Origin of the sequence: Alkalihalobacillus sp. CinArs1, from assembly GCF_947387515.1 — a bacterium.
GTDB lineage: Bacteria > Bacillota > Bacilli > Bacillales > Guptibacillaceae > Guptibacillus.
In genome coordinates this window covers 1-22,233 of the sequence record NZ_CANDOB010000006.1, presented here as the reverse complement: position 1 = coordinate 22,233, position 22,233 = coordinate 1, and the positions used below count along the sequence as shown (strand labels likewise).

Genomic DNA, 22,233 nt, shown 5'->3' with positions numbered 1-22,233 from the left:
TTTTTTTGCCCCTCGATTTCCTCTATAAAAAGAAAACTATCGTTGGACAAAAAAGAAAAAGGGCACAAATTAGTTTTTCCCCTTATCTATAAGCGATTATATTAGTTTTCCCAGTCTCAAGTATAATATACTTCGCGTCTTTTCGACACAAAAAAGGCCTGGAAAATCCATCATTGGCATTATAATATATTAGCACAGCCTGTCTACGAAGTCAAAGGATAATTTAATATTTTACTTGACTGCTTTAAGAATATAGTATCCTTTCTTTTTGACAACCGTTTCGACCGTTTGGAACATTTCTTCAAGCTTTGCAATAGCGGACGGCGCACCCTGTTTTTTCTGGATCACGACCCAAAGGGCTCCGTTTTCCTTCAATACATCATGGGCTTCTTCAAAAATACCATGCACGACTTGCTTGCCTGCTCGAATAGGCGGGTTTGTAATAACGCACGCAAATGTTCGGTCTTTTACAGAACTTAGCTGATCACTTGTCATCACGGAAAGGTTTGACACGTTGTTACGAGCTGCATTCGACATCGCTAAATCGACTGCACGCTCATTAATGTCCAACATGTAAAATCGGCGTTCAGGAAACTGAGATGCGAGTGAGATTCCAATCGGTCCATACCCACAACCAACATCAGCAACGTCTCCTTCTACTTCCGGATCTACAAATGATTCAATAAGAAGTTTACTGCCAAAATCAACTTCCTTCTTCGAGAAAACTCCGGAATCCGTCGTGAATTGAAACTTAGACCCTCGCAAAACTTCCGTGATTTGGTTGGGTTGACTTTTCACTTCAGGCTTCCTCGTATAGTAATGCTCTCCCATCGCAATCCCTCTTTTCATTGCCATCATCTACAAGCATATCCAGCTTTAAACCATTCATAACCTACAATTACTTTTAAACTACAAAAAGCTCGCTTTTAAAAGCGAGCTTTTTGTTTCAAACCAATTACTTAACTTCGATTGCAGCGCCAACTTCTTCAAGCTTAGATTTCATTTCGTCAGCTTCTTCTTTTGATACGCCTTCTTTAATCGGGCTTGGAGCACCGTCAACTAGTTCTTTAGCTTCTTTCAAGCCAAGACCAGTGATTTCGCGAACGACTTTGATGACTTTGATCTTGCTGCTTCCAGCAGATTCAAGTACTACGTCAAATTCAGTCTTCTCTTCTGCAGCACCTTCAGCTGCGCCACCTGCTGCTGCTACTGGAGCCGCTGCAGTTACACCAAATTCTTCTTCGATAGCTTTAACTAGGTCGTTAAGCTCAAGAACTGTCATTTCTTTGATTGCTTCAATGATTTGCTCGTTACTCATGAGTAAATCCTCCTTAATAGTTGTTTTTTATTAACCGAATTGATAGGCCGTAAACTTACGCGCCTTGATCTTCTTTTTGATCGGCAACAGCTTTTGTAGCCAATGCCATGTTGCGCATAGGTGCTTGTAGCACAGATAGCAACATAGAAAGTAGTCCGTCGCGGTTCGGTAGATCCGCAAGTTCCTTGATCTTTTCGTATGAAACAACGCTACCTTCGATTACACCAGTCTTGATTTCAAGAGCTTGATGATCTTTAGCAAAGTTGTTCAAGATTTTAGCAGGAGCAACAACATCTTGATTACTGAACGCGACTGCCGTAGGTCCGACAAGGTGTTCATTTAAATCAGTAAGTTCAAGCTCTTCTGCAGCGCGACGAGTCATTGTGTTTTTGTAAACACGGAATTCAACATCTGCATCACGCAATTGTTTACGAAGTTCAGTTACTTCACTTACATCAAGTCCACGGTAGTCAACAAAAATTGTTGATTGGCTATCGCGAAGTTTGTCTGCAATTTCCGTAACTAGCTTCTTTTTTTGTTCAACTGCACTGCTCATTGTTCCACCTCCTATAGAAATGTGTCTATACCGTTCCGGAGTATGAGGTCATATAAAAAGCCTTCACATCCGAAGACATGAAGGCATTAACGATCACTTGTATCGAAACACTTCACACCTCGGCAGGATATTAAGTGCCTAGCACCCCTGCTGTCTACGGTACAGAAAGTATTAACTTATCAAACAACATTTTAAAGTATATAAAATTTAAACGCTAAAGTCAATAGCTAATTTTATTAGCGGTAGCTAGAAGCGTTAACTTTTACACCAGGTCCCATTGTAGATGTTACAGAAACGTTCTTGATGTAAGTTCCTTTTGCAGCTGCAGGTTTAACCTTGATAAGCGTTTCAACTAGAGTGTTCAAGTTTTCAACTAGCTTATCAGCTTCGAAAGATACTTTACCGATTGGTGCGTGAACATTTCCAGCACGATCTACGCGGTACTCTACTTTACCAGCTTTGATTTCGTTAACAGCTTTCTCAACGTCGAATGTTACTGTTCCAGTTTTCGGGTTTGGCATTAAGCCTTTTGGTCCTAGTACACGACCAAGCTTACCAACTTCGCCCATCATGTCTGGAGTCGCAACGATTACATCAAACTCGAACCAACCTTGGTTGATTTTGTTGATGAACTCAGCATCTCCAACATAGTCAGCGCCTGCTGCTTCAGCTTCTTTAGCTTTTTCGCCTTTCGCGAATACAAGAACGCGTTGAGTTTTACCAGTTCCGTTAGGAAGTACTACCGCGCCACGAACCTGTTGGTCGTTTTTCTTAGGGTCTACTCCTAGACGTACTGCTGCTTCAACTGTTCCATCAAAGTTTCCAATAGAAGTCTTTTGAACGAGTTCTACTGCTTCTTGAGGCTCGTAGAAAGTTGTACGATCAACTAGCTTCGCAGCCTCTTGGTATCTTTTACCTCTTTTTGCCATTTTGTGTTCCTCCTTGAATGTGGTTTAGCGGATTAACCTCCCACTATTTATGACACCAGGATTACCCGATATCATAATAAAAGTTGCGAACCTGTAAAGTTACAGGCAGGAATCCCTTTTAATCGCAACAGCTTGTGACACATTAGTCTTCGATCGTAATTCCCATGCTGCGTGCAGTTCCTTCAACCATACGCATTGCGGAATCAACATTAGCTGCGTTAAGATCTGGCATCTTTGTTTCAGCGATCTCACGCACTTTATCACGCTTTACAGTCGCAACTTTGTTGCGGTTAGGTTCACCAGAACCTGACTCGATACCTGCTGCTTTCTTAAGAAGAACTGCAGCTGGTGGAGTTTTTGTGATAAATGTAAATGAACGGTCTTCAAAAACCGTGATTTCAACTGGAATAATCATGCCAGCCTGGTCAGAAGTACGAGCATTGAACTCTTTACAGAATCCCATGATGTTAACTCCAGCCTGACCTAGTGCAGGTCCAACTGGCGGTGCGGGATTCGCCTTCCCAGCCGGGATTTGCAACTTAACAACTTTAATTACCTTTTTAGCCACGCGACACACCTCCTTAAGTCCGTGATGTGGTATTTGGGTGTTTTCACCCTCCCACCTTTATATCAAATAATGTCTCGATTGGTATGAGACTCATGAAACATTAAAATTCTATCATTAATAAAAATGTTTTTCAAGAGCTTTTCTTTTAGATCTTCTCAACTTGTCCAAAATCAAGCTCTACAGGAGTCTCACGACCAAACATGTTAACGTGTACTTTCACCTTGCCTTTGTCTGTGTCGATGCCTTCGATCGAACCGACAAAGTCAGCGAAAGGACCTTCTTTAACCTTAACTTTTTCCTGTAGTTCGAAATCAACATCCGCTTTCGGCTGTTCCATCCCCATCTGCTTCAGAAGATTTTCAACTTCTTCAGGAAGAAGTGCTGTTGGCTTTGAACCTGCACCTGCTGATCCTACGAAGCCAGTTACCCCAGGGGTGTTACGAACTACATACCATGAGTCATCTGTCATAACCATTTCAGCTATAACATAACCAGGGAATACTTTCTTTAGAACGGTTTTCTTCTTACCGTTCTTAACTTCAGTTTCTTCCTCTACTGGTACAAGAACACGAAAGATTTTATCTGTCATGCCCATTGATTCAACTCTTTTTTCAAGGTTTGTCTTTACTTTGTTTTCATACCCAGAATACGTATGAACAACATACCATCTTTTTTCCATATATACAGGACTAGTCGTCCTTCCCTCCCCAACTCATTTACTCTATCATTCTAACCTGATAGTGAAAGATTTATAACGAATTAACCTAAAATGAGGCGGATAAGTGAAGAAATACCCTGGTCAACCAAAGCAAAAAATACCGCTACGAAAATAACTGTTGAAACCGTTACGATCGTATAGCGTGTTAGATCCTTGCGCGTAGGCCAACTCACTCGCTTCATTTCTCTTGTCACTTCACGTAAGAACTTACCAGAACGTTGTACAATACTTGCCATTACCTGCTACCCCCAATTGTCTGGTGGAAATAAACTCCCCCGAGAATCATTATAATTGTTCGTCCGATATTCGAACGCCCTTTACTTTGTTTCACGATGCACTGAATGCGCATCACAGTATTTACAATACTTGTTCACTTCGATGCGGGCTGGGTTTGCTTGAGAGTTTTTCATAGTTGTGTAGTTACGGCTATTGCATTGGACACATGCTAGTGCTACTTTTTTACGCATAATGACACCTTCCTAAGCCACGCAGTTTGAAGTTTGATAAGCCGATCATACCGAAATTGATGGTATGACATTAGCTTCACCTTTTATTTTATATAAATCCATACATTTATACAGCATAAAAAAGACAAAAATAAAAAAACGTTCAGTGACGCTGTGACGTTCGTTGAAAAATCTAGCAAAAAGTACATATTAGTACATCTATCAATTTATCACAGCACGATTCAGAGTGTCAATAAAGGCTGGAAGGACACTACCAAAGAAAAAACAGGGGAAAGAATTCCCCTGCTTGAGGCTTGTCCATATTAAAGGCTTACTTCACGCAGTTCCAAATAGCGTTCGAGCTTACGTTTCACACGTTGAAGCGCGTTATCAATGGACTTGACATGACGATTTAAATCCACAGAAATTTCCTGATAAGAACGTCCATCAAGATAAAGCATCAACACTTTTCTTTCTAAATCGCTCAAAATTTCTGACATTTTAAGTTCTATGTCATCAAATTCTTCTTGATTAATGATGAGTTCCTCAGGATCTGTGACCTTCGTGCCGCAAATGACATCTAGCAACGTCCGATCAGATTCTTCATCGTAGATTGGTTTGTCTAACGATACATAAGAATTTAGCGGAATGTGCTTTTGTCTCGTTGCAGTTTTGATCGCTGTAATCATCTGCCGGGTGATGCACAGTTCGGCAAACGCTTTAAAAGATGAGAACTTGTCTCCTCTAAAATCACGAATAGCTTTGTAGAGACCGATCATTCCTTCTTGAATGATGTCTTCGCGGTCTGCTCCAATAAGAAAATATGACCTCGCTTTAGCGCGTACGAAATTTTTATACTTCGTAATCAGATGTTCCAACGCTCGACTATGACCTTCATGAACCATCACTACTAGCAATTCATCATCAAGTTGATCGAACGCTACTTCTTCCAGGTGTCTTTGGCCTGCTGTCAGCTGCTCATTATCTACCGTGCTTTCCTTGAGGTCTACTGTGCTCAATATGCGTTCCCCCCGACCAGTACGCTATATAGAAATATTATACAGGACATGTCGAAAAATCGTCAACCTACTATTTACCGCCTCTTCGCCATTTTTCAAATATTTCGCTAACTTCATCCGTTAAAAACAAACCTGAGCTGCGATTTTCTCTATTAACATGATCTACTCTTTTTTCAATACCTTTTTCGATTCGCTGCATTTCATTGTATAGCTCCCGAGCTGACTTCCTCAATGCACCTTGGCCAAATATGGCCCATTGCTCAGTATAATCAGATGTAGCCACATGAACTTGTGTACGAATATCTTTAAGCTCGCGCGCAAGCTTCTCAATCCGTTCATCTGCAGTCTCGTTTTCTCTCGTATAGATGACTTCTACACCATACAAACTACCTTTCTTCTCCACACCACGGGAGAGGTGAGCGTCAAATACGACGATCACCCTAAACCCTGTGTATGCTTGATATTCAGCCATATATTCGATCAATAACTCACGGGCTTTGCTAAAATCATTGTCCTTTAAGTTCCTGAGTTCAGGCCAGGCGCCGATAATGTTGTAGCCATCAACAAGCAGCACATCCATGTCTATTCCCCCAGGGGATGACGTTGTCGGTAGACTTCATACATCATTAGCCCTGCCGCTACTGAGGCGTTTAGTGACGTAACTTTACCAGCCATCGGAAGGCTAACGAGAAAGTCACATTTATCTTTTATTAAGCGACCGATTCCTTTACCTTCACTACCAATAACAAGTCCAATCCCCATGTCGTATGACGCTTCTCGGTAATCTTGTCCACCTTTAGCATCTGTTCCTACGAACCAGATTCCTCTATCCTTTAGTTCATCCATCGTACGAGCAAGATTCGTCACTCTCGCTACTGGCACATATTCGAGCGCCCCGGTTGATGACTTTGCAACTGTCGATGTGAGTCCAACAGCTCTCCGCTTAGGTATAATCACACCATGAGCCCCAACTGAATCAGCCGTTCTCAAAATGGATCCAAGGTTGTGAGGATCTTCGATTTCATCAAGAATTAGGAACAAAGGCTGCTCACCAGATTCCTCCGCCTTCTGAAAGAGATCTTCAAGATCTGCATATTCGTATGCAGCAATCGAAGCCACTACGCCTTGATGATTTGATTCTCCTGAGAGTTGCTCTAACTTCTTCTTTGGCACAAATTGAACAAGAACATTTTGCGCCTTTGCCTTTTGTACAATAGGTTGAAGCGGCCCTTTTTGCGATCCTTCATTAATCCAGATTTTATTAATTTCATGACCTGACTTCAGTGCTTCTAACACTGCATTTCGGCCTACGATAAACTCTTTACCCATCAGATTTCACTTCTTTCTTCGGTTCTTCCACAAATTTATAAAATTTCTCAAGCAACTCATGCTGTCGTTCTGCATTCCCCTGTAAGTACAAGTATCCAAACAACGCTTCTAGAGCTGTGGAATATTTGTACGTGCTCACTGACGTGTTTTTAGGAACGGTTCCTGACTTCGCATTTCTTCCTCTGCGCACGACCCCTATTTCTTCTTCTGTGAGAGCATCCTTGTCCAAAAGATCGTGAAGATACGCCGCCTGTGCTTTAGCTGATACATATTTCGTTGCTGTTTTATGAAGCTGGTTCGGTCTTATATGACCCAGTGATAAAAGCCGTTCTCTAACGTGGATTTCGATCACTGAGTCTCCCATATAAGCCAAAGCTAATGAATTTAGCTGTTTTACGTCTAGTTCTTTCATTACTCGCTCCTCTTCCAACGAACGCCCTGTGGTGTATCTTCTAAAAGAATTCCCTGCTCCTTCAATTCATCGCGAATCTCATCCGCTCTTGCAAAGTTGCGTTGCTTTCTAGCTTCATTTCGTTCTTCGATCAATTGATCGATGTCCTCATCAAGGAGGCCCTGTTCTTGTTCAAACGAAAGACCAAGTACAGATCCAATGTCCTTAAATCGCTCTAAGAACATCTCTAGTACATCTTTTGATGAATTTGATTCTTGCAAATAAAGATTTGCTTCCTTCGATAGTTCAAATAAAATGGAGATCGCGTTTGCTGTGTTAAAATCATCATCCATCTCTGTAACGAAACGGTCATGATACGTTTTGATTTTTCGCTTCCATTCATCCGCATCTTTTGCAAGATCCGCACTATTTTCAAGTCGATGTGTTAAATTCTCTACAGTATCCTTGATACGCACCAAACCAGTCTTCGCACTTTGAAGAAGCTCGTGATTGAAGTTGATTGGATTACGATAATGAACAGATAACATAAAGAATCGGATAGCCTCTGGATCATGCTGTTTGATCAGATCATGCACGAGCACAAAGTTACCGAGTGACTTAGACATTTTTTCGTTATTGATATTGATATACCCGTTATGCAGCCAATAATTCGCAAAAGACTTTCCTGTTAGTGCTTCTGTTTGTGCCACTTCGTTCTCATGGTGTGGAAAAGCGAGGTCTTTACCACCTGCATGAATATCGATCGTGTCACCAAGGTATTTCTTTGCCATCGCAGAGCACTCGATGTGCCAGCCTGGTCGACCTGCCCCCCATGGGCTTTCCCACGAAATCTCTCCTTCTTTAGCCTGCTTCCATAGCGTAAAGTCTAACGGATCTTCTTTCTTCTCACCTACGACAATTCGCGAGCCCAGTTTGAGTTCGTCGATCGATTGATGAGAAAGCTTACCATATCCCTCAAATTCTCTCGTTCTAAAATAGACATCACCTTCAGATTCATATGCGAACCCTTTCTCGATCAAAGCGGAGATAAAGGTGATGATTTCCTCCATGTTTTCCGTTACTCTAGGATGCTCATCTGCTTTGAGTACTCCTAGTGCGCCAACGTCCTCATGATAGGCATCGATGAAACGTTCAGCGACTTCCGGAACTTCTACTCCTAGCTCATTTGCAGCACGGATCAACTTATCGTCTACATCTGTAAAGTTAGAAACATATCGAACATCGTATCCTCTATATTCTAGATAGCGACGAACAACATCGAATACGATCGCTGGGCGCGCATTTCCGATATGGATATAGTTGTATACGGTAGGACCACACACATACATCATTACCTTACCTTCTTCTATTGGCTGAAAGTCTTCCTTCTTTTGTGTCACAGTGTTATATAGTCTAATCGCCATCTTTTTCACTCCTTAGCTTCTCTAATTGTTCTTGTAACGAACGCATTTCCTTTTCCATCTGCTTAAATTTATCTGCGACTGGGTCAGGCATATTATGATGCTCAAGATCATGAGGCACTTTGACGCCATTTTGAATCACAACTTTTCCTGGAATACCGACGACCGTTGAATTTGCAGGAACATTCTGCAACACGACGGACCCCGCTCCTACCTTCGAATTCTCTCCAATCGTAATCGAACCTAGAACTTTTGCTCCAGTAGCGACAAGCGTATTATCCTCTAATGTAGGGTGCCGTTTCCCTTTTTCTTTACCTGTTCCTCCAAGAGTGACTCCTTGGAACAGTGTTACGTTATTCCCAATCTCACAGGTTTCCCCGATAACCACACCCATTCCATGGTCGATAAAACAACGTTGCCCGATCGTTGCACCGGGGTGAATTTCGATCCCAGTGAAAAAGCGACTGATTTGAGAAACGAATCGTGCTAAGAAGAAGAACTTTTTCTTCCAAAACCAATGAGCGAACCTATGTGACCAGATCGCATGAAGTCCTGCGTAGGTCAAAATCACCTCAAAGTAACTTCTTGCAGCCGGATCTTGATCAAAGACGACATCTATATCCTGTTTCATTGTCTTCCACACTGAATTCATCCCTCCCCTTTTTCATCAAAAACAGCTTATTAAAAAAAGCGTCTCTGTGTGATTATATCGATCACACAGAGACGCTTTCGCGTGGTTCCACTCTGTTTTATATCTCCTATAAGGAAATACCTTTCACCATTAACGGCGGTTACCGCTCCTACATACTTTTCTGACAGAAGTTCTGTAGGAGACTCAGAGGTGCATTTCAGTGAAGACAATCTTAAGCCGCTTTCAGCCGAGACGGCTCTCTCTAATAAGATGCGATTCACTTACTTCTCCTCATCATCGTTTTGTATTTTATTCTTAGGATTGACTTAATCCGATAACCTGATTCAAACGCGCCTTTACTGTTTCCCTACCTAACAGGGAAATCGCATTCGGCAGCTCAGGTCCGTGAGTTTCGCCAGTAGTAGCAACTCGAATCGGCATAAATAGTTTCTTGCCTTTATGACCCGTAGCTTTTTGCGTTGCTTTAATTGCAGCTTTGATTTCAGCTGGCTCAAAATTAGCTACTTCTTCAAGCTGATGAAGAAAACCTTCCATCACTTCAGGCACTTGTTCTTCGTTCAGTACGGCCATTGCTTCTTCATTATAATTAATTTCTTGCTTAAAGAACAACTCTGTAAGCTCGACAATTTCTTTTCCATAATGAAGCTGCTCTTGATAAAGAGAAATAAGCTCTTTCGCCCACTGGTGCTGCTCATCTGTCATATCTTCCGACAAACGACCCGCTTCAATAAGATGTGGAAGTGTAAGGTCCACTACTCGATCAAGGCTAGCAGCTTTAATATACTGGTTATTCATCCAGTACAGTTTTTGTGAATCAAATACTGCTGGAGACGTTGATAAGCGCTCCGCATCAAAGATTTCGATCAACTCATCCTTCGTAAATACTTCTTCTTCGCCTTTCGGTGACCAACCGAGCAACGTAATAAAGTTAAACAGCGCTTCTGGTAGGAAGCCAAGGTCGTGGTATTGCTCAATGTATTGAACGATGGACTTATCGCGTTTACTTAACTTCTTCTTCTGATCATTTACGATCAGAGTCATGTGACCAAATTTAGGTGGTTCAAACCCGAACGCATCGTAAATCATCAGCTGTTTCGGTGTGTTTGAGATATGATCATCTCCGCGCAGCACGTGAGAGATCTTCATATAATGATCATCTAGCGCTACCGCATAGTTGTAAGTTGGAATCCCATTCTTTTTCACAATAACAAAGTCACCGATGCCATTGGAATCGAACGAAACGCGTTCTTTTACAATATCGTCGAATGAAAATTCTCTGTCGCGAGGTACTGCGAAGCGAATACTTGGCTCGCGGCCTTCCGCTTCTAGCGCTTCACGCTTTTCTTCAGTTAGATGGCGACATTTACCAGAGTAGCGAGGCATTTCTCCTCGTGCACGCTGCGCTTCCCGCTCAGCCTCTAACTCGTCTTCCGTACAGTAACACTTGTAAGCAAGGTCTTTTTCAAGAAGTTCAGCCGTATGTTTTGTATAAATATCAAGACGTTCCATCTGACGATAAGGGCCATACTCTCCTTCTTTGTCGATGCTTTCATCCCAATCCATACCTAGCCATTTTAAGTAATCGAGTTGATTCTGTTCGCCACCCTCAACGTTACGAGTTTGATCAGTGTCCTCGATTCGAATAATGAATTCACCGTTCTGACTTCTTGCGAACAGATAGTTAAATAATGCAGTACGAGCATTCCCTATATGTAGATACCCCGTTGGACTCGGCGCATAACGCACCCTAACTTCGTTTCCCATTTTATACACCACCATTAATTTTATCTTTAACTGTCTTATTATTTTACCATTAGAGTCAAATTATCGGTCAACTGGTTTGTAGTAAGACGACTACTTCTGCCGCGATGCCCTCTCCTCTACCTGTAAACCCTAACTTCTCTGAAGTTGTCGCTTTGACATTCACTTGTTCAAGCTCTGCTTCAAGGAGTTCTGCAATGACTTCACGCATCGCAGAGATATGAGGAGCCATCTTCGGCATCTGTGCAATAATCGTACAGTCTACGTTTCCAAGAACGTAGCCTTTTTCTTTCACAATGTGAAAAACATGGCGCAGAAGTTCTTTCGAATCCGCATCTTTAAATGCCTCATCCGTATCAGGAAAATGCTTCCCGATATCTCCTTCCCCAATAGCTCCAAGACAGGCATCTGCCACAGAATGAAGCAAGACATCTGCATCTGAATGACCTAGTAACCCTTTCTCAAAGGGAATTGTAACGCCACCAATGATACAAGGGCGTCCCTCGACAAGCTGATGTACATCAAATCCATGCCCGATTCGCATTAAGATCCACTCTCCTTCTTCTCTCTTAATATAGCCCTAGCGAAAATTAAATCTTCAGGAGTCGTTAATTTAACATTCCAATAGTCGCCTGGAATAATCTTAACGGTCCTTCCGTTCATTTCTACAAGACTCGCATCATCTGTCCCAACGATATTGTTCTCTTCGGCCCAACGATGAATGTCCTTTATGATAGAAAGACGAAAAGCCTGCGGAGTTTGAACTGCCCACAAGCTTGATCGATCAATGGTTTTATCAACCTTTAAATCACTTACCTGCTTTACGGTATCTTTTACTGGCACAGCCACTACTGCGCCGTCATATGTAGAGGCAGCCTCCGCTAAACTAGAAGCCATATCAAGTGTAAAGAAAGGACGAGCGCCATCGTGAATGAGAACGACCTTTTCGCCATCTAGCGCCTTAAGGCCTTCGTATACACTTTGCTGCCGTTCTCTACCACCTGTGACGACCCTAGTAACCTTCGTAAGGTTGTACTCCCTGATCAATAAATGAAAATCCTCATGTTCTCGTTCATTTACTGCTAATACTATTTCTTCACAGTTCTTATCACTCTGAAAAACCGATATCGTATGCACGATAATCGGCTTTTCATCAAGCATGATAAATTGTTTATTTTTACCTGCATTCATACGCTTCCCCTGGCCTGCTGCAGGTATAACAACAGAATACTTCAAACCTAGAACCCCCGTTAGCTATCCCCTAGAGCGCCTTTTCAAGCAATTTAGGCTTGGCAAAAATCATACGTCCAGCAGATGTTTGCAGTACGCTCGTCACAAGAACATCGATTGTTTTACCAATGTAGTCTCTACCGTCTTCTACTACGATCATTGTACCATCATCCAGGTATGCAACTCCCTGGTTGTATTCTTTCCCGTCCTTGATCACCTGTACATTAAGCTCTTCTCCAGGAAGGACAACGGGCTTAACTGCATTTGCAAGATCATTGATATTAAGCACTTGAACCTTTTGCAGTTCGCACACTTTGTTAAGATTGAAGTCGTTCGTAACAACCATTCCATTCACAAGCTTAGCAAGCTTCACTAGCTTACTGTCCACCTCTTGAATGTCATCAAAATCGCCTTCATAGATCTCAACATTTATTGCGAGCTCTTTTTGTACTTTGTTTAAAATATCTAGACCTCGTCGGCCTCTGTTTCTCTTTAAAACATCTGAAGAATCAGCAATATGCTGGAGTTCTTCAAGGACAAACTGCGGAATGACAAGCGTCCCTTCGAGGAAGCCAGTTTGACATATGTCAGCGATTCGTCCATCGATGATGACACTTGTATCGAGAATCTTTAGCTTTGATGAGCCAGAATCGATCTCTGGTTCTTCAGACTCTCGCTTCTTCTCTCTACCTTTGTTGTTATTGAATAGGTTGATAAGTTCATCACGTTTCTTGAACCCAACTTGAAACCCAAAATAACCACAAAGTACAGTCATGAATATAGGCAGAACATTGCTTACGACTGGCAGCTTAATTTCAGCCAGAGGCATATTAATTAAAAATGCAACTATAAGTCCAATAATCAGCCCAATTGTCCCAAATAAAACATCACCAACAGGAGCTTTAACAACCTTCTCTTCAATGATGCGAATAAAATCAACTATATAATCTGTTATCCAAAAAGTTGCTAGGAAAAATAGAACCGCTCCGATCACAGCACCAGCATAAGAATTACTGAAAACGGTTGGTATGTCACCTATATTGAGTAATTGAATGAGTTCTGGTAAGTAAATTAAGCCCAGCGCGCCGCCTAAAATGATAAAAAATAACTGAATGATCCACTTTATCATCGACGTTTTCACCTCCTTCTATCATTATATACAATTTACTAAAATTGAAACGTTATTCTTGAAGTTTGCGAATTTTATAGTATGATAATAGGTTAGCTTTTATGCATATAAATTAATTATAGAGTAGCACAGCCCCTATTGAATGTCTATTTGTTCGCCCTATATGTGCCGATCTACAAACAACTGTTCCTGAATGCGTTTCAAGCCCGCTTTTATTTTTTTCGCCCGAATTTCTCCAATTCCTTCAACCTTATCCAACTCTTCTATAGAAGCTGTAGCAATATCATTTAGGTTCCCAAAACTACTAACAAGGTTCTCTATGATATTTGAAGGTAAGCGAGGAATCTTATGTAAGATCCGATATCCCCTTGGTTTTACAGCTTCGTTTTGTTCTTCATACCCTAATATTTTCATGATCGAATGATCTTCAAGCAAATCATCGCTCGTTAGTTTTTTCAACCTCTTCATAACATCTGCTGGTGTTTCGTCGACATCTTTAACATAGTCTCCGATCAGCCATCTTGCCTCTGCTTCAAGATTTGTTACGAGTTCTTCCATCTGCATGCTGATCAATCGTCCTTCAGTACCGAGCTCGTTTATATAATTTAATATTTCTTGCTTGATTCTAAGAACCATTTCTATTCTATGAATAACTTGCGCTACCTCTTGCAAGGTGGCAAGCTCTTCGAATTCAAGAGCTCCAAGATCGGTTATCCCTTGATCTAGTACTGATTTATACTTTTCGAGCGTCTGCATCGCTTGATTCGCTTTTGTCAAAATAACGCCGATCTCTTTCAATGAATAGCGAATGTTGCCCTGGTAAAGCGTGATAACGTTTCGTCTTTGAGAGATCGAAATCACTAGATTGCCTGTTTGCTTGGCGACACGCTCTGCCGTTCGATGGCGAATCCCGGTTTCTGTTGAGGGAATCGTGGTATCCGGTATTAACTGCGTGTTTGCATAAAGAATTTTGTTTGCCTCTTTATTGATGATGATCGCGCCATCCATTTTAGCGAGTTCATATAGATAGGCTGGAGTGAAACGACAGTCGATGGAAAATCCACCATCAACTAAATCTTGCACTTTTCCGTTATAGCCGACAACGATCAATCCACCCGTTTTCGCTCGTAATATGTTATCGATGCCCTGTCGTAACATCGTACCGGGCGCCACAATCTTTAAGATGTCATTGATTACCTCCTGCTTTTTTTCTATCTCCATCAGTTAACCTCCCAATGCTTCGTTTAATGCTTCATCTACGGTTTGAACACCTATTACCTGAATCCCTTCTGGAAATGACCATCCACCAATATTCTTCTTAGGAATGATTGCTCTCTCAAAGCCAAGCTTTGCTGCCTCTTGCACACGTTGTTCGATTCTGGATACTCGTCTGATTTCTCCGGTAAGGCCAATTTCTCCAACAACGACGTCTGTAGCTCTCGTCGGTTTATCACGAAAACTGGAAGCTACAGAGATAGCAATGGCTAAATCGATCGCCGGTTCATCTAATCTTACCCCACCCGCAACATTTAGGTATGCATCCTGATTTTGAAGGAGTAGTCCGACCCGCTTTTCTAGAACCGCCATCAGTAGTGAGACTCGATTATGATCAATACCCGTTGCTGTTCTTCTAGGGTTTCCAAAACTTGTTGGTGATATGAGCGCTTGAATCTCTACTAATACAGTCCTCGTCCCTTCCATCGAAGCGACAACAGTGGAACCTGCTGCACCTGAAGACCGCTCTTCAAGGAAGATTTCTGAAGGGTTAAGAACTTCTTCTAGACCCTCTTCTTTCATCTCGAAAACACCTATTTCATTCGTTGATCCGAATCGATTTTTGACACCTCTTAGAATTCTGAACGTATGGTGGCGTTCTCCTTCAAAATATAAAACTGCATCAACCATATGCTCAAGTAGACGAGGTCCTGCAATCGATCCTTCTTTTGTTACGTGACCAACGATAAAGATCGCGATTCCACGTGTTTTCGCTATTCTCATCAATTGTGAAGTACATTCTCTTACTTGGGAGACGCTTCCTGGCGCAGATGTAACTTCCGATCGAAATATGGTCTGAATAGAATCGATAATGACGAGTTGTGGTTCAATTTCATCTATCGCTTTACTAATATACTCTAAATCAGTCTCAGCTAATACAAATAGTTTTTCTGCATCTACCCCTAATCGGTCTGCTCGGAGCTTCGTTTGCTTCACAGACTCTTCACCAGAAATATAAAGAACTGGGTGGTCTCTTTCTGCAAGTTTTGATGAAGTTTGTAATAATAAAGTAGACTTTCCGATCCCTGGGTCTCCTCCTACAAGAGCAAGAGAGCCTGGAACGATTCCTCCCCCTAATACGCGATCAAGTTCTACGATTCCTGTTAAAATACGATCCTCTTTCTCCTTTTTCACATTTCGGATCGATTCAGGTTTGCTTGTTGTCGTATCATTAGAGGTTACAAATCGTCTACGATCAGTGTCAGATGGAACAAACTCTTCTACCATCGTATTCCACTGATGACAGCCTGGACATTTCCCCATCCATTTCGCAGATTCATAACCACAGTCTTGACACATAAACTTCGTTTTTTTCTTAGCCATCTTCTTCCCCACCTTCAATGTACCGAACACTTTTTCTTATATCATCATATCACAATTTTCAAGGTCCTATGACCTTACAGCACTTGCCTATGTATGGAAATACTCGCTGTTCTTTTCCCTTTATTGAGACGAAACATGCCTATAAAAAAAAGAAAACCGGAAGACAGCAGCCTTCCGGTAGAAACATTTTACTTAGACGTTGCTTCAGACAGCGTTTCAACTACGAAATCTTCGTTCTTGTAGTCGATTTTCACGCGCTGACCTTTTTCGATGCTGCCTTTTAGCAGTTCTTCAGAAAGACGATCTTCAATGTGACGTTGAAGTGCTCTTCTCAACGGACGAGCTCCATAGTCTGGATCGTATCCTTCCTCTGCAATCTTGTCGAGAGCAGAATCAGAAAGTTCGAATTCGATACCGTGATCTGAGAGGCGAGTTTTTAACTGGTTCGCCATCAGTACGATGATTTCTTTTAAGTGTTTTTTCTCAAGAGAATGGAACACGATGATCTCATCGATACGGTTTAAGAATTCTGGACGGAACGTTTTCTTCAGCTCATCCATCACTTTACTCTTCATATCATTGTACTCTTCGCCCTCAGAGCCTGTTGTGAAGCCAACGTATTTATTACGCTTCAGCGTACTTGCTCCTACGTTTGAAGTCATAATAACGACTGTATTTCGGAAGTCGACTACGCGCCCTTTAGAATCTGTCAAACGCCCATCTTCTAGTACTTGAAGTAAGATGTTAAAGACGTCTGGGTGAGCTTTTTCAATTTCATCAAGCAGAATAACAGAGTATGGCTTACGTCTAACTTTTTCTGTAAGTTGACCGCCTTCTTCATAACCCACATAGCCTGGAGGCGAACCTACTAGTCTTGAAGTTGCGTGTTTTTCCATATACTCTGACATGTCGATTCTGATCACTGAATCTTCTTCGCCAAACAGCGTTTCAGCAACGGCTCTAGCGAGTTCAGTTTTACCAACACCCGTAGGTCCTAAGAAGATGAATGATCCGATCGGACGCTTAGGATCTTTTAGCCCGGCACGAGCTCTTCGAACCGCTTTAGAAATAGATTTAACAGCTTCTTCCTGCCCGATCAGGCGATTATGAAGGATCTCTTCCATTTTCAACAGCCGCTCTGTTTCTTGTTCTTCAAGCTTTGATACTGGAATTCCCGTCCAGTTTGCTACGACGATTGCAATATCATCAGGGGAAACTTCTTGGTTTTCTTTACCCTGCTTTTCTTTCCATTCTTTCTTAGTCTGCTCGAGTTCTTCTCTCAAGCGTTGTTCAGAATCTCTTAAAGATGCTGCTTTCTCAAACTCTTGACTCTGTACAGCTGCATCCTTTTCTTTCCGAACTTCCTCAAGCTTTTTATCTAGCTCTTTTAGGTTCGGAGGAGCTGTATAAGAGCGTAGGCGCACTTTTGAAGCAGCTTCATCGATCAAATCGATCGCTTTGTCTGGAAGGAAACGATCTGAAATATAGCGATCTGAAAGTTTTACCGCAGCGTCGATCGCTTCATCTGTAATCGTTACGCGATGATGTGCTTCATATCGGTCGCGTAGACCTTTTAGAATAAGAGCTGACTCGTCACTCGTCGGTTCGTTTACCTGAATCGGTTGGAAACGACGCTCTAATGCTGCATCTTTTTCGATATATTTTCTATATTCATCTAGCGTAGTTGCTCCGATACATTGAAGCTCTCCACGTGCTAGCGCTGGCTTCAAGATGTTAGATGCATCGATCGCACCTTCTGCTCCACCGGCACCGATAAGGGTGTGAAGTTCATCGATGAATAGGATGATGTTTCCTGCCTGACGAATTTCATCCATCACTTTCTTAAGACGATCTTCAAATTCACCACGATATTTTGTACCAGCTACTACTGTACCCATATCGAGTGTCATGACGCGCTTATCACGAAGTGTCTCAGGAACTTCGTTATTGATGATCTGCTGTGCTAGACCTTCTGCAATGGCCGTTTTACCAACACCCGGTTCACCGATAAGAACTGGGTTATTCTTCGTTCTACGGCTCAATACCTCAATAACACGTTCGATTTCTTTACTACGACCGATTACGGGATCCAGTCCGCCGTCACGTGCAATGACTGTTAGATCTCTAGCAAGACCATCTAGCGTTGGGGTATTAGCACTAGCTCCTGCCCCCTGGTGACTAGATGAAGAACTTTCATTGCTTCCTAAAAGTTGAAGAACTTGCTGACGAGCTTTATTCAAGCTAACACCAAGGTTGTTGAGCACTCTTGCTGCTACGCCCTCACCTTCGCGAATTAAACCTAATAGGATATGCTCTGTACCAACATAAGAATGGCTTAGCTTTCGTGCTTCATCCATCGATAGTTCGATTACTTTCTTAGCACGAGGTGTGTAGTGAATAGACTGGACAGAATCTTGCCCTCTACCAATCAGCTTTTCTACTTCTTTCTGAATCTTTTCTGAGCCAAGACCAAGAGCAGTCAATGCCTTAGCAGCAATTCCTTCGCCTTCACGAATCAAGCCTAATAGGATATGTTCAGTCCCGACATTGTTATGACCAAGACGAATCGCTTCTTCCTGTGCTAATGCGAGCACTTTTTGAGCACGCTCTGTAAATCGTCCAAACATCATCGTTCATCACCCTCCGATTTCTTCGTTTGTTTTTCTAGTTCAAGTCTCTCTCTAATTAATGTGGCACGTTTAATATCACGTTCTGCAGGATTAAGGCTTGCACCTGCATATTGCTGAAGAAAACCTGGTTGAGTTAGAATTACTAGCTCGTTAAGAATTGATTTCGAGATACCAGCTACAAGACCGATATCGATTCCTAACCGGACATTTGAAAGACACTTCGCAGCTTCCTTCGATTGAATGATTCTGCTATTCTCAAGAGTTCCAAGAGAACGATAGATTCTGTCTTCCAATTCAATTCTTGAATTATCTAGCAACATCCTTCTTGCTGATCGTTCTTTTTCAATGACTTGCATCACTACGCCCTGGAGGTCCTCAATAATATCATTCTCGGTCTTACCTAATGTAATCTGGTTTGATATTTGAAAAATGTTTCCTTGAGCTTCACTTCCTTCACCGTAGCTCCCTCTAACAACAAGACCTAGCTGGTTGATTGCAGGTATGATGTGATTTAGCTGCTGTGTTAGCACTAAAGCAGGTAGATGCATCATAACAGATGCCCTCATCCCTGTGCCAACATTCGTTGGACAGCTCGTTAAATATCCTTTTCGCTTATCAAACGCATAATCTACCTTACTTTCAATCCAGTCATCCAAAGCATTCGCGAGGTTTAAGGCTTCTTTCAATCTAAACCCTGCTTCAAGGCACTGAATACGAAAATGATCTTCTTCATTTATCATTATGCTGATCGTTTCATTCTCGCTGAGTAAGACTGCTCCATTTTTTGATTGTTCTACAAGATTTGGGCTAACCAAATGTTTTTCTACAAGAACTCTTTTCTGAGTAGGCCTAAGCGATTCAATCTCGATCAGTTCAAGCTTCCCAATTTCTTCGTTCGGAGCTGCATTAAATTTCTTCTTGATACTTTCTAGAACCTCTAAATTTTGCTGCCCGTTAGAAAGAACCGGAAAAACATAATTCTTCAGATTTCGAGCAAATCTTATTCTACTACTCATGACAATATCTGAATCTGGTCCTTCATCTTGCATCCATGGACTAACAGCTTCACTGATAAAACGCTGAAGTGACATCATTCTCCCCCTTCCGACGCTTTATGTTCGAGGGATCGAATTAAATCTCTCGTTTCAGCAGCTTTTTCAAATTCCTCCTGCTGAATGTATTCTTGCATTTTACTGCGAAGATTTTGTACCTTACGTTCAATCTCGATCGCTGCTCCAGCACGTTTTGGTAATTTGCCAGAATGAACGGTATTACCACCATGAACCTTTCTAAGTATTGGATCGAGGTTCTCTGAGAACGTAGTGTAGCATTCTGAACAACCAAATCGACCGATTTGTGTGAATTGCTGATATGTTAATCCACATTTCGGGCAACTTTGCCGTTCTCTATTGTAAATAGGGTGTGAAGAACTTTCACTTAAAGGTGTTTCAAAATTTAATAACCCCGATAATAAGTTATGGATAGAAAAATGGTTAGTGCCTGGCTCAACCTCACCTTTTTCTTTGGCACACACTTCACAGATATGGAACTCTGTTTTTTGTCCATTGACTATCTTAGTGAAGTGGAGCGTAGCGGGACGCTCACCACATTCCTGGCACGTCATAGGGCAACCCTCCTATTTGTACACAAATGCTATTGTTTATATTTTAGTGATGTCAGCATTGCACGCAGCATATTAGCTCTAAGGTGATCTCTCAGCGGCAACTCTATCGTAATGACTGTTCGATCGAGAACACTTAGCATTAACTTCGCTTCTCGTGCTGAAATAACCTCTTCTTCTAACAGCCTTAGAATAATATTTTCAGATACCGCCTGTGGCACTTGGGTCTTAATCATATTCAGCATGTCATCTATTAAATCTGCATGCGTCTCAGGCTTCACTTTTAATATTCTTATATAACCGCCTCCACCCCTTTTACTTTCCACAATATATCCTTTTTCAATCGTAAAGCGGGTGTTGATCACATAATTAATTTGAGAAGGAACACATTGAAACTTATCAGCAATCTCACTTCTTTTTATCTCAACAGCATCTCTACCTTCTACCATCAAGATTTTCTTAATGTATGCTTCAATTACATCGGAAACATTCCGCACATCGCTGCCTCCCTTCCGTCTCCAAACTGACTTTGACTATATTTGACGTTAAATACATTATAACGTTTTTCAAATGGATTGGAAAGTAACATGTCTCTTCAATTCTTTGCTTGAACCTTACCATCATTCCCATATATATGGCATTCATTCCTTGCAATTAATTCTTTTTATCTTCTCGATTTCTTTAAGGTGATCGACTAGTGTTGAGAGTTTCGTTGCATTATTTGTATTCACTAGGATTGAATACGTATAGATTTTCTTATCTCCTTCATATCGCGCTTTTTTTGGATCATCCGTTTTCATTTCTAGAACACTTATATCCATTTCCTCTATCTTTTCTATAACAGACTTTAACGAAAGCCCCTCCTCAACAAAGAGATTCACCCAATGCTGTGACTTAGAAAGGTAGAGCTTCTCGATTTTGCTTAAGAAAACGAGGCTCAATACAACGATCAGTGTAGTCAATATCGCCTCATAGATCATTCCTACTCCGACAACTAACCCTATCCCAGCAACTACCCAAATCGATGCTGCAGTTGTTAGTCCTCTCACGGTCCAACCGTTTGCTAATATTGTTCCAGCACCTAAAAACCCTATACCACTTATGACATATGAGGGGATACGAGAAGGGTCAAAGTTAATATTAGCGTGAGTCTCATTATATTCTTCAAAACCATATAGAGATAATAGCATCATCAAACACGCTCCAACCCCAACAAGAATGTGAGTTCGAAAACCTGCTGGGTGCCTTTTAAACTCTCTCTCGATTCCTATAACTCCACTTAATACTGCTGCGATCAAAATCCGTATCGATATTGTATCGAAATTGTCTGCTAGTGTGATGTCGAATACTTCCATAATAGATCCCTTTCTCTGTTTTCTTTTGATGTATTTTACCCTTCTATTAGTGAAGTTTAACGTGGAATGTATTGATTGTTGCTTCGAAATGGGAGAGATTAGAAAGGATGCAATGGGTTTGTTTTAGGGTAGAATGCTGGAATGGGTTATTTGCGCTTTTAGGAAGGATATCAGCGATATTTTGGATTTATCGGCGATCGTTTGGTTTTATCAGCGAAGCGTTGTTTGTAACTTTTGATTTGTTAAAAGCACATTCAGATAAAACCTTTTGGGGCGTGAATTGGGGCGATATCCGCGAAATTTTCATTTTATCCGCGATAATCATGATATATCCGCGCTTTTCGATTTATATCCGCGAAACCGGGGCATTTATCCGCGATTCTGAGGACATATCCGCGAACCACATTTCAAGAAGAGCCCCTGATGACTCAACCCCGCATTCAGACAAAACAAAAAAGCCAGAGCTCAATGCTCTGACTTCTCATTTGCCTAGCGACGTCCTACTCTTGCAGGGGGAGAGCCCCCAACTACCATCGGCGCGCGAGCTTAACTTCCGTGTTCT

26 protein-coding genes and 2 other annotated features are annotated in these 22,233 nt (G+C 41.7%); of the genes, 1 reads left to right on the top strand and 25 read right to left on the bottom strand.

What is annotated here, in order from left to right; genetic code table 11:
* Nucleotides 1-231: 231 nt before the first annotated feature.
* The 25 genes from PFZ69_RS19495 to PFZ69_RS19375 form a co-directional block, all read right to left on the bottom strand.
* Nucleotides 232-831, bottom strand: coding sequence for a class I SAM-dependent methyltransferase (locus PFZ69_RS19495; RefSeq protein ID WP_270182820.1), 600 nt, complete (start codon nucleotides 829-831; stop codon nucleotides 232-234).
* A gap of 124 nt (nucleotides 832-955) precedes the next feature.
* Nucleotides 956-1,318, bottom strand: a complete 363-nt coding sequence (rplL, locus tag PFZ69_RS19490; protein ID WP_270182780.1) for a 50S ribosomal protein L7/L12 — start codon at nucleotides 1,316-1,318, stop codon at nucleotides 956-958.
* A gap of 55 nt (nucleotides 1,319-1,373) precedes the next feature.
* Nucleotides 1,374-1,874, bottom strand: a complete 501-nt coding sequence (rplJ, locus tag PFZ69_RS19485) for a 50S ribosomal protein L10 (RefSeq protein WP_270182779.1) — start codon at nucleotides 1,872-1,874, stop codon at nucleotides 1,374-1,376.
* A 44-nt stretch (nucleotides 1,875-1,918) separates the two neighbouring features.
* Nucleotides 1,919-2,052: a sequence feature (ribosomal protein L10 leader region), on the bottom strand.
* 58 nt (nucleotides 2,053-2,110) lie between these two features.
* Nucleotides 2,111-2,803: a 50S ribosomal protein L1 gene (gene rplA, locus PFZ69_RS19480; RefSeq protein WP_270182778.1), complete on the bottom strand. Its 693-nt coding sequence runs from the start codon at nucleotides 2,801-2,803 to the stop codon at nucleotides 2,111-2,113.
* Between the two features lie 142 nt (nucleotides 2,804-2,945).
* Nucleotides 2,946-3,371, bottom strand: a complete 426-nt coding sequence (rplK, locus tag PFZ69_RS19475) for a 50S ribosomal protein L11 (protein ID WP_048313309.1) — start codon at nucleotides 3,369-3,371, stop codon at nucleotides 2,946-2,948.
* Between the two features lie 145 nt (nucleotides 3,372-3,516).
* Nucleotides 3,517-4,050 carry a transcription termination/antitermination protein NusG gene (gene nusG, locus PFZ69_RS19470; RefSeq protein WP_270182777.1) on the bottom strand — a complete coding sequence of 178 codons (534 nt, stop codon included), beginning with the start codon at nucleotides 4,048-4,050 and terminating at the stop codon, nucleotides 3,517-3,519.
* Between the two features lie 80 nt (nucleotides 4,051-4,130).
* Nucleotides 4,131-4,325 (bottom strand): preprotein translocase subunit SecE, encoded by a 195-nt coding sequence (gene secE / locus PFZ69_RS19465; RefSeq protein ID WP_270182776.1) that lies wholly within the window; start codon nucleotides 4,323-4,325, stop codon nucleotides 4,131-4,133.
* A gap of 81 nt (nucleotides 4,326-4,406) precedes the next feature.
* Entirely contained in the window at nucleotides 4,407-4,556 is a 150-nt protein-coding gene (gene rpmG, locus PFZ69_RS19460; RefSeq protein ID WP_270182775.1) for a 50S ribosomal protein L33, read from the bottom strand.
* Nucleotides 4,557-4,858: 302 nt separating this feature from the next.
* The gene (gene sigH, locus PFZ69_RS19455) at nucleotides 4,859-5,509 is read right to left on the bottom strand and encodes an RNA polymerase sporulation sigma factor SigH (protein ID WP_263623095.1); all 651 of its coding nucleotides are present in this window, start codon (nucleotides 5,507-5,509) and stop codon (nucleotides 4,859-4,861) included.
* A 115-nt stretch (nucleotides 5,510-5,624) separates the two neighbouring features.
* Nucleotides 5,625-6,134, bottom strand: a complete 510-nt coding sequence (locus tag PFZ69_RS19450; protein ID WP_270182774.1) for an NYN domain-containing protein — start codon at nucleotides 6,132-6,134, stop codon at nucleotides 5,625-5,627.
* Between the two features lie 2 nt (nucleotides 6,135-6,136).
* Nucleotides 6,137-6,883 carry a 23S rRNA (guanosine(2251)-2'-O)-methyltransferase RlmB gene (gene rlmB / locus PFZ69_RS19445; protein ID WP_270182773.1) on the bottom strand — a complete coding sequence of 249 codons (747 nt, stop codon included), beginning with the start codon at nucleotides 6,881-6,883 and terminating at the stop codon, nucleotides 6,137-6,139.
* Nucleotides 6,876-7,295 (bottom strand): Mini-ribonuclease 3, encoded by a 420-nt coding sequence (locus tag PFZ69_RS19440; RefSeq protein ID WP_270182772.1) that lies wholly within the window; start codon nucleotides 7,293-7,295, stop codon nucleotides 6,876-6,878. Before PFZ69_RS19440 ends, rlmB begins: the two co-directional genes overlap by 8 nt.
* Complete coding sequence (cysS, locus tag PFZ69_RS19435) at nucleotides 7,295-8,698, bottom strand: cysteine--tRNA ligase (RefSeq protein WP_270182771.1); 1,404 nt, start codon at nucleotides 8,696-8,698, stop codon at nucleotides 7,295-7,297. The genes PFZ69_RS19440 and cysS overlap by 1 nt, the downstream gene beginning before the upstream one ends.
* Nucleotides 8,688-9,338 (bottom strand): serine O-acetyltransferase, encoded by a 651-nt coding sequence (gene cysE, locus PFZ69_RS19430; protein WP_270182770.1) that lies wholly within the window; start codon nucleotides 9,336-9,338, stop codon nucleotides 8,688-8,690. Before cysE ends, cysS begins: the two co-directional genes overlap by 11 nt.
* Before the next feature lie 73 nt (nucleotides 9,339-9,411).
* Nucleotides 9,412-9,633 (bottom strand) — a binding site (T-box leader).
* 8 nt (nucleotides 9,634-9,641) lie between these two features.
* Nucleotides 9,642-11,111: a glutamate--tRNA ligase gene (gene gltX / locus PFZ69_RS19425; protein ID WP_270182769.1), complete on the bottom strand. Its 1,470-nt coding sequence runs from the start codon at nucleotides 11,109-11,111 to the stop codon at nucleotides 9,642-9,644.
* A 67-nt stretch (nucleotides 11,112-11,178) separates the two neighbouring features.
* Nucleotides 11,179-11,652, bottom strand: a complete 474-nt coding sequence (ispF, locus tag PFZ69_RS19420; protein ID WP_270182768.1) for a 2-C-methyl-D-erythritol 2,4-cyclodiphosphate synthase — start codon at nucleotides 11,650-11,652, stop codon at nucleotides 11,179-11,181.
* On the bottom strand, nucleotides 11,652-12,344 hold the full coding sequence (ispD, locus tag PFZ69_RS19415; protein WP_270182767.1) for a 2-C-methyl-D-erythritol 4-phosphate cytidylyltransferase: 693 nt from the start codon (nucleotides 12,342-12,344) through the stop codon (nucleotides 11,652-11,654). Before ispD ends, ispF begins: the two co-directional genes overlap by 1 nt.
* A gap of 25 nt (nucleotides 12,345-12,369) precedes the next feature.
* Nucleotides 12,370-13,467, bottom strand: coding sequence for a PIN/TRAM domain-containing protein (locus tag PFZ69_RS19410; RefSeq protein WP_270182766.1), 1,098 nt, complete (start codon nucleotides 13,465-13,467; stop codon nucleotides 12,370-12,372).
* A 159-nt stretch (nucleotides 13,468-13,626) separates the two neighbouring features.
* Complete coding sequence (disA, locus tag PFZ69_RS19405; protein ID WP_270182765.1) at nucleotides 13,627-14,688, bottom strand: DNA integrity scanning diadenylate cyclase DisA; 1,062 nt, start codon at nucleotides 14,686-14,688, stop codon at nucleotides 13,627-13,629.
* 3 nt (nucleotides 14,689-14,691) lie between these two features.
* On the bottom strand, nucleotides 14,692-16,065 hold the full coding sequence (gene radA, locus PFZ69_RS19400) for a DNA repair protein RadA (protein WP_270182764.1): 1,374 nt from the start codon (nucleotides 16,063-16,065) through the stop codon (nucleotides 14,692-14,694).
* A 188-nt stretch (nucleotides 16,066-16,253) separates the two neighbouring features.
* Nucleotides 16,254-18,695, bottom strand: coding sequence for an ATP-dependent protease ATP-binding subunit ClpC (gene clpC / locus PFZ69_RS19395; RefSeq protein ID WP_270182763.1), 2,442 nt, complete (start codon nucleotides 18,693-18,695; stop codon nucleotides 16,254-16,256).
* Nucleotides 18,692-19,786, bottom strand: coding sequence for a protein arginine kinase (locus tag PFZ69_RS19390; protein WP_270182819.1), 1,095 nt, complete (start codon nucleotides 19,784-19,786; stop codon nucleotides 18,692-18,694). Before PFZ69_RS19390 ends, clpC begins: the two co-directional genes overlap by 4 nt.
* Nucleotides 19,786-20,319, bottom strand: a complete 534-nt coding sequence (locus tag PFZ69_RS19385; protein WP_270182762.1) for a UvrB/UvrC motif-containing protein — start codon at nucleotides 20,317-20,319, stop codon at nucleotides 19,786-19,788. The genes PFZ69_RS19390 and PFZ69_RS19385 overlap by 1 nt, the downstream gene beginning before the upstream one ends.
* A 29-nt stretch (nucleotides 20,320-20,348) precedes the next feature.
* Nucleotides 20,349-20,813, bottom strand: a complete 465-nt coding sequence (locus tag PFZ69_RS19380; protein ID WP_270182761.1) for a CtsR family transcriptional regulator — start codon at nucleotides 20,811-20,813, stop codon at nucleotides 20,349-20,351.
* 144 nt (nucleotides 20,814-20,957) lie between these two features.
* Nucleotides 20,958-21,671 (bottom strand): MgtC/SapB family protein, encoded by a 714-nt coding sequence (locus tag PFZ69_RS19375; RefSeq protein WP_270182760.1) that lies wholly within the window; start codon nucleotides 21,669-21,671, stop codon nucleotides 20,958-20,960.
* A gap of 107 nt (nucleotides 21,672-21,778) precedes the next feature.
* On the opposite strand from PFZ69_RS19375, the gene PFZ69_RS19370 reads away from it, so the two are divergent.
* A partial coding sequence (locus tag PFZ69_RS19370; RefSeq protein WP_270182759.1) for a hypothetical protein occupies nucleotides 21,779-22,233 on the top strand: 455 nt, incomplete at its 3' end.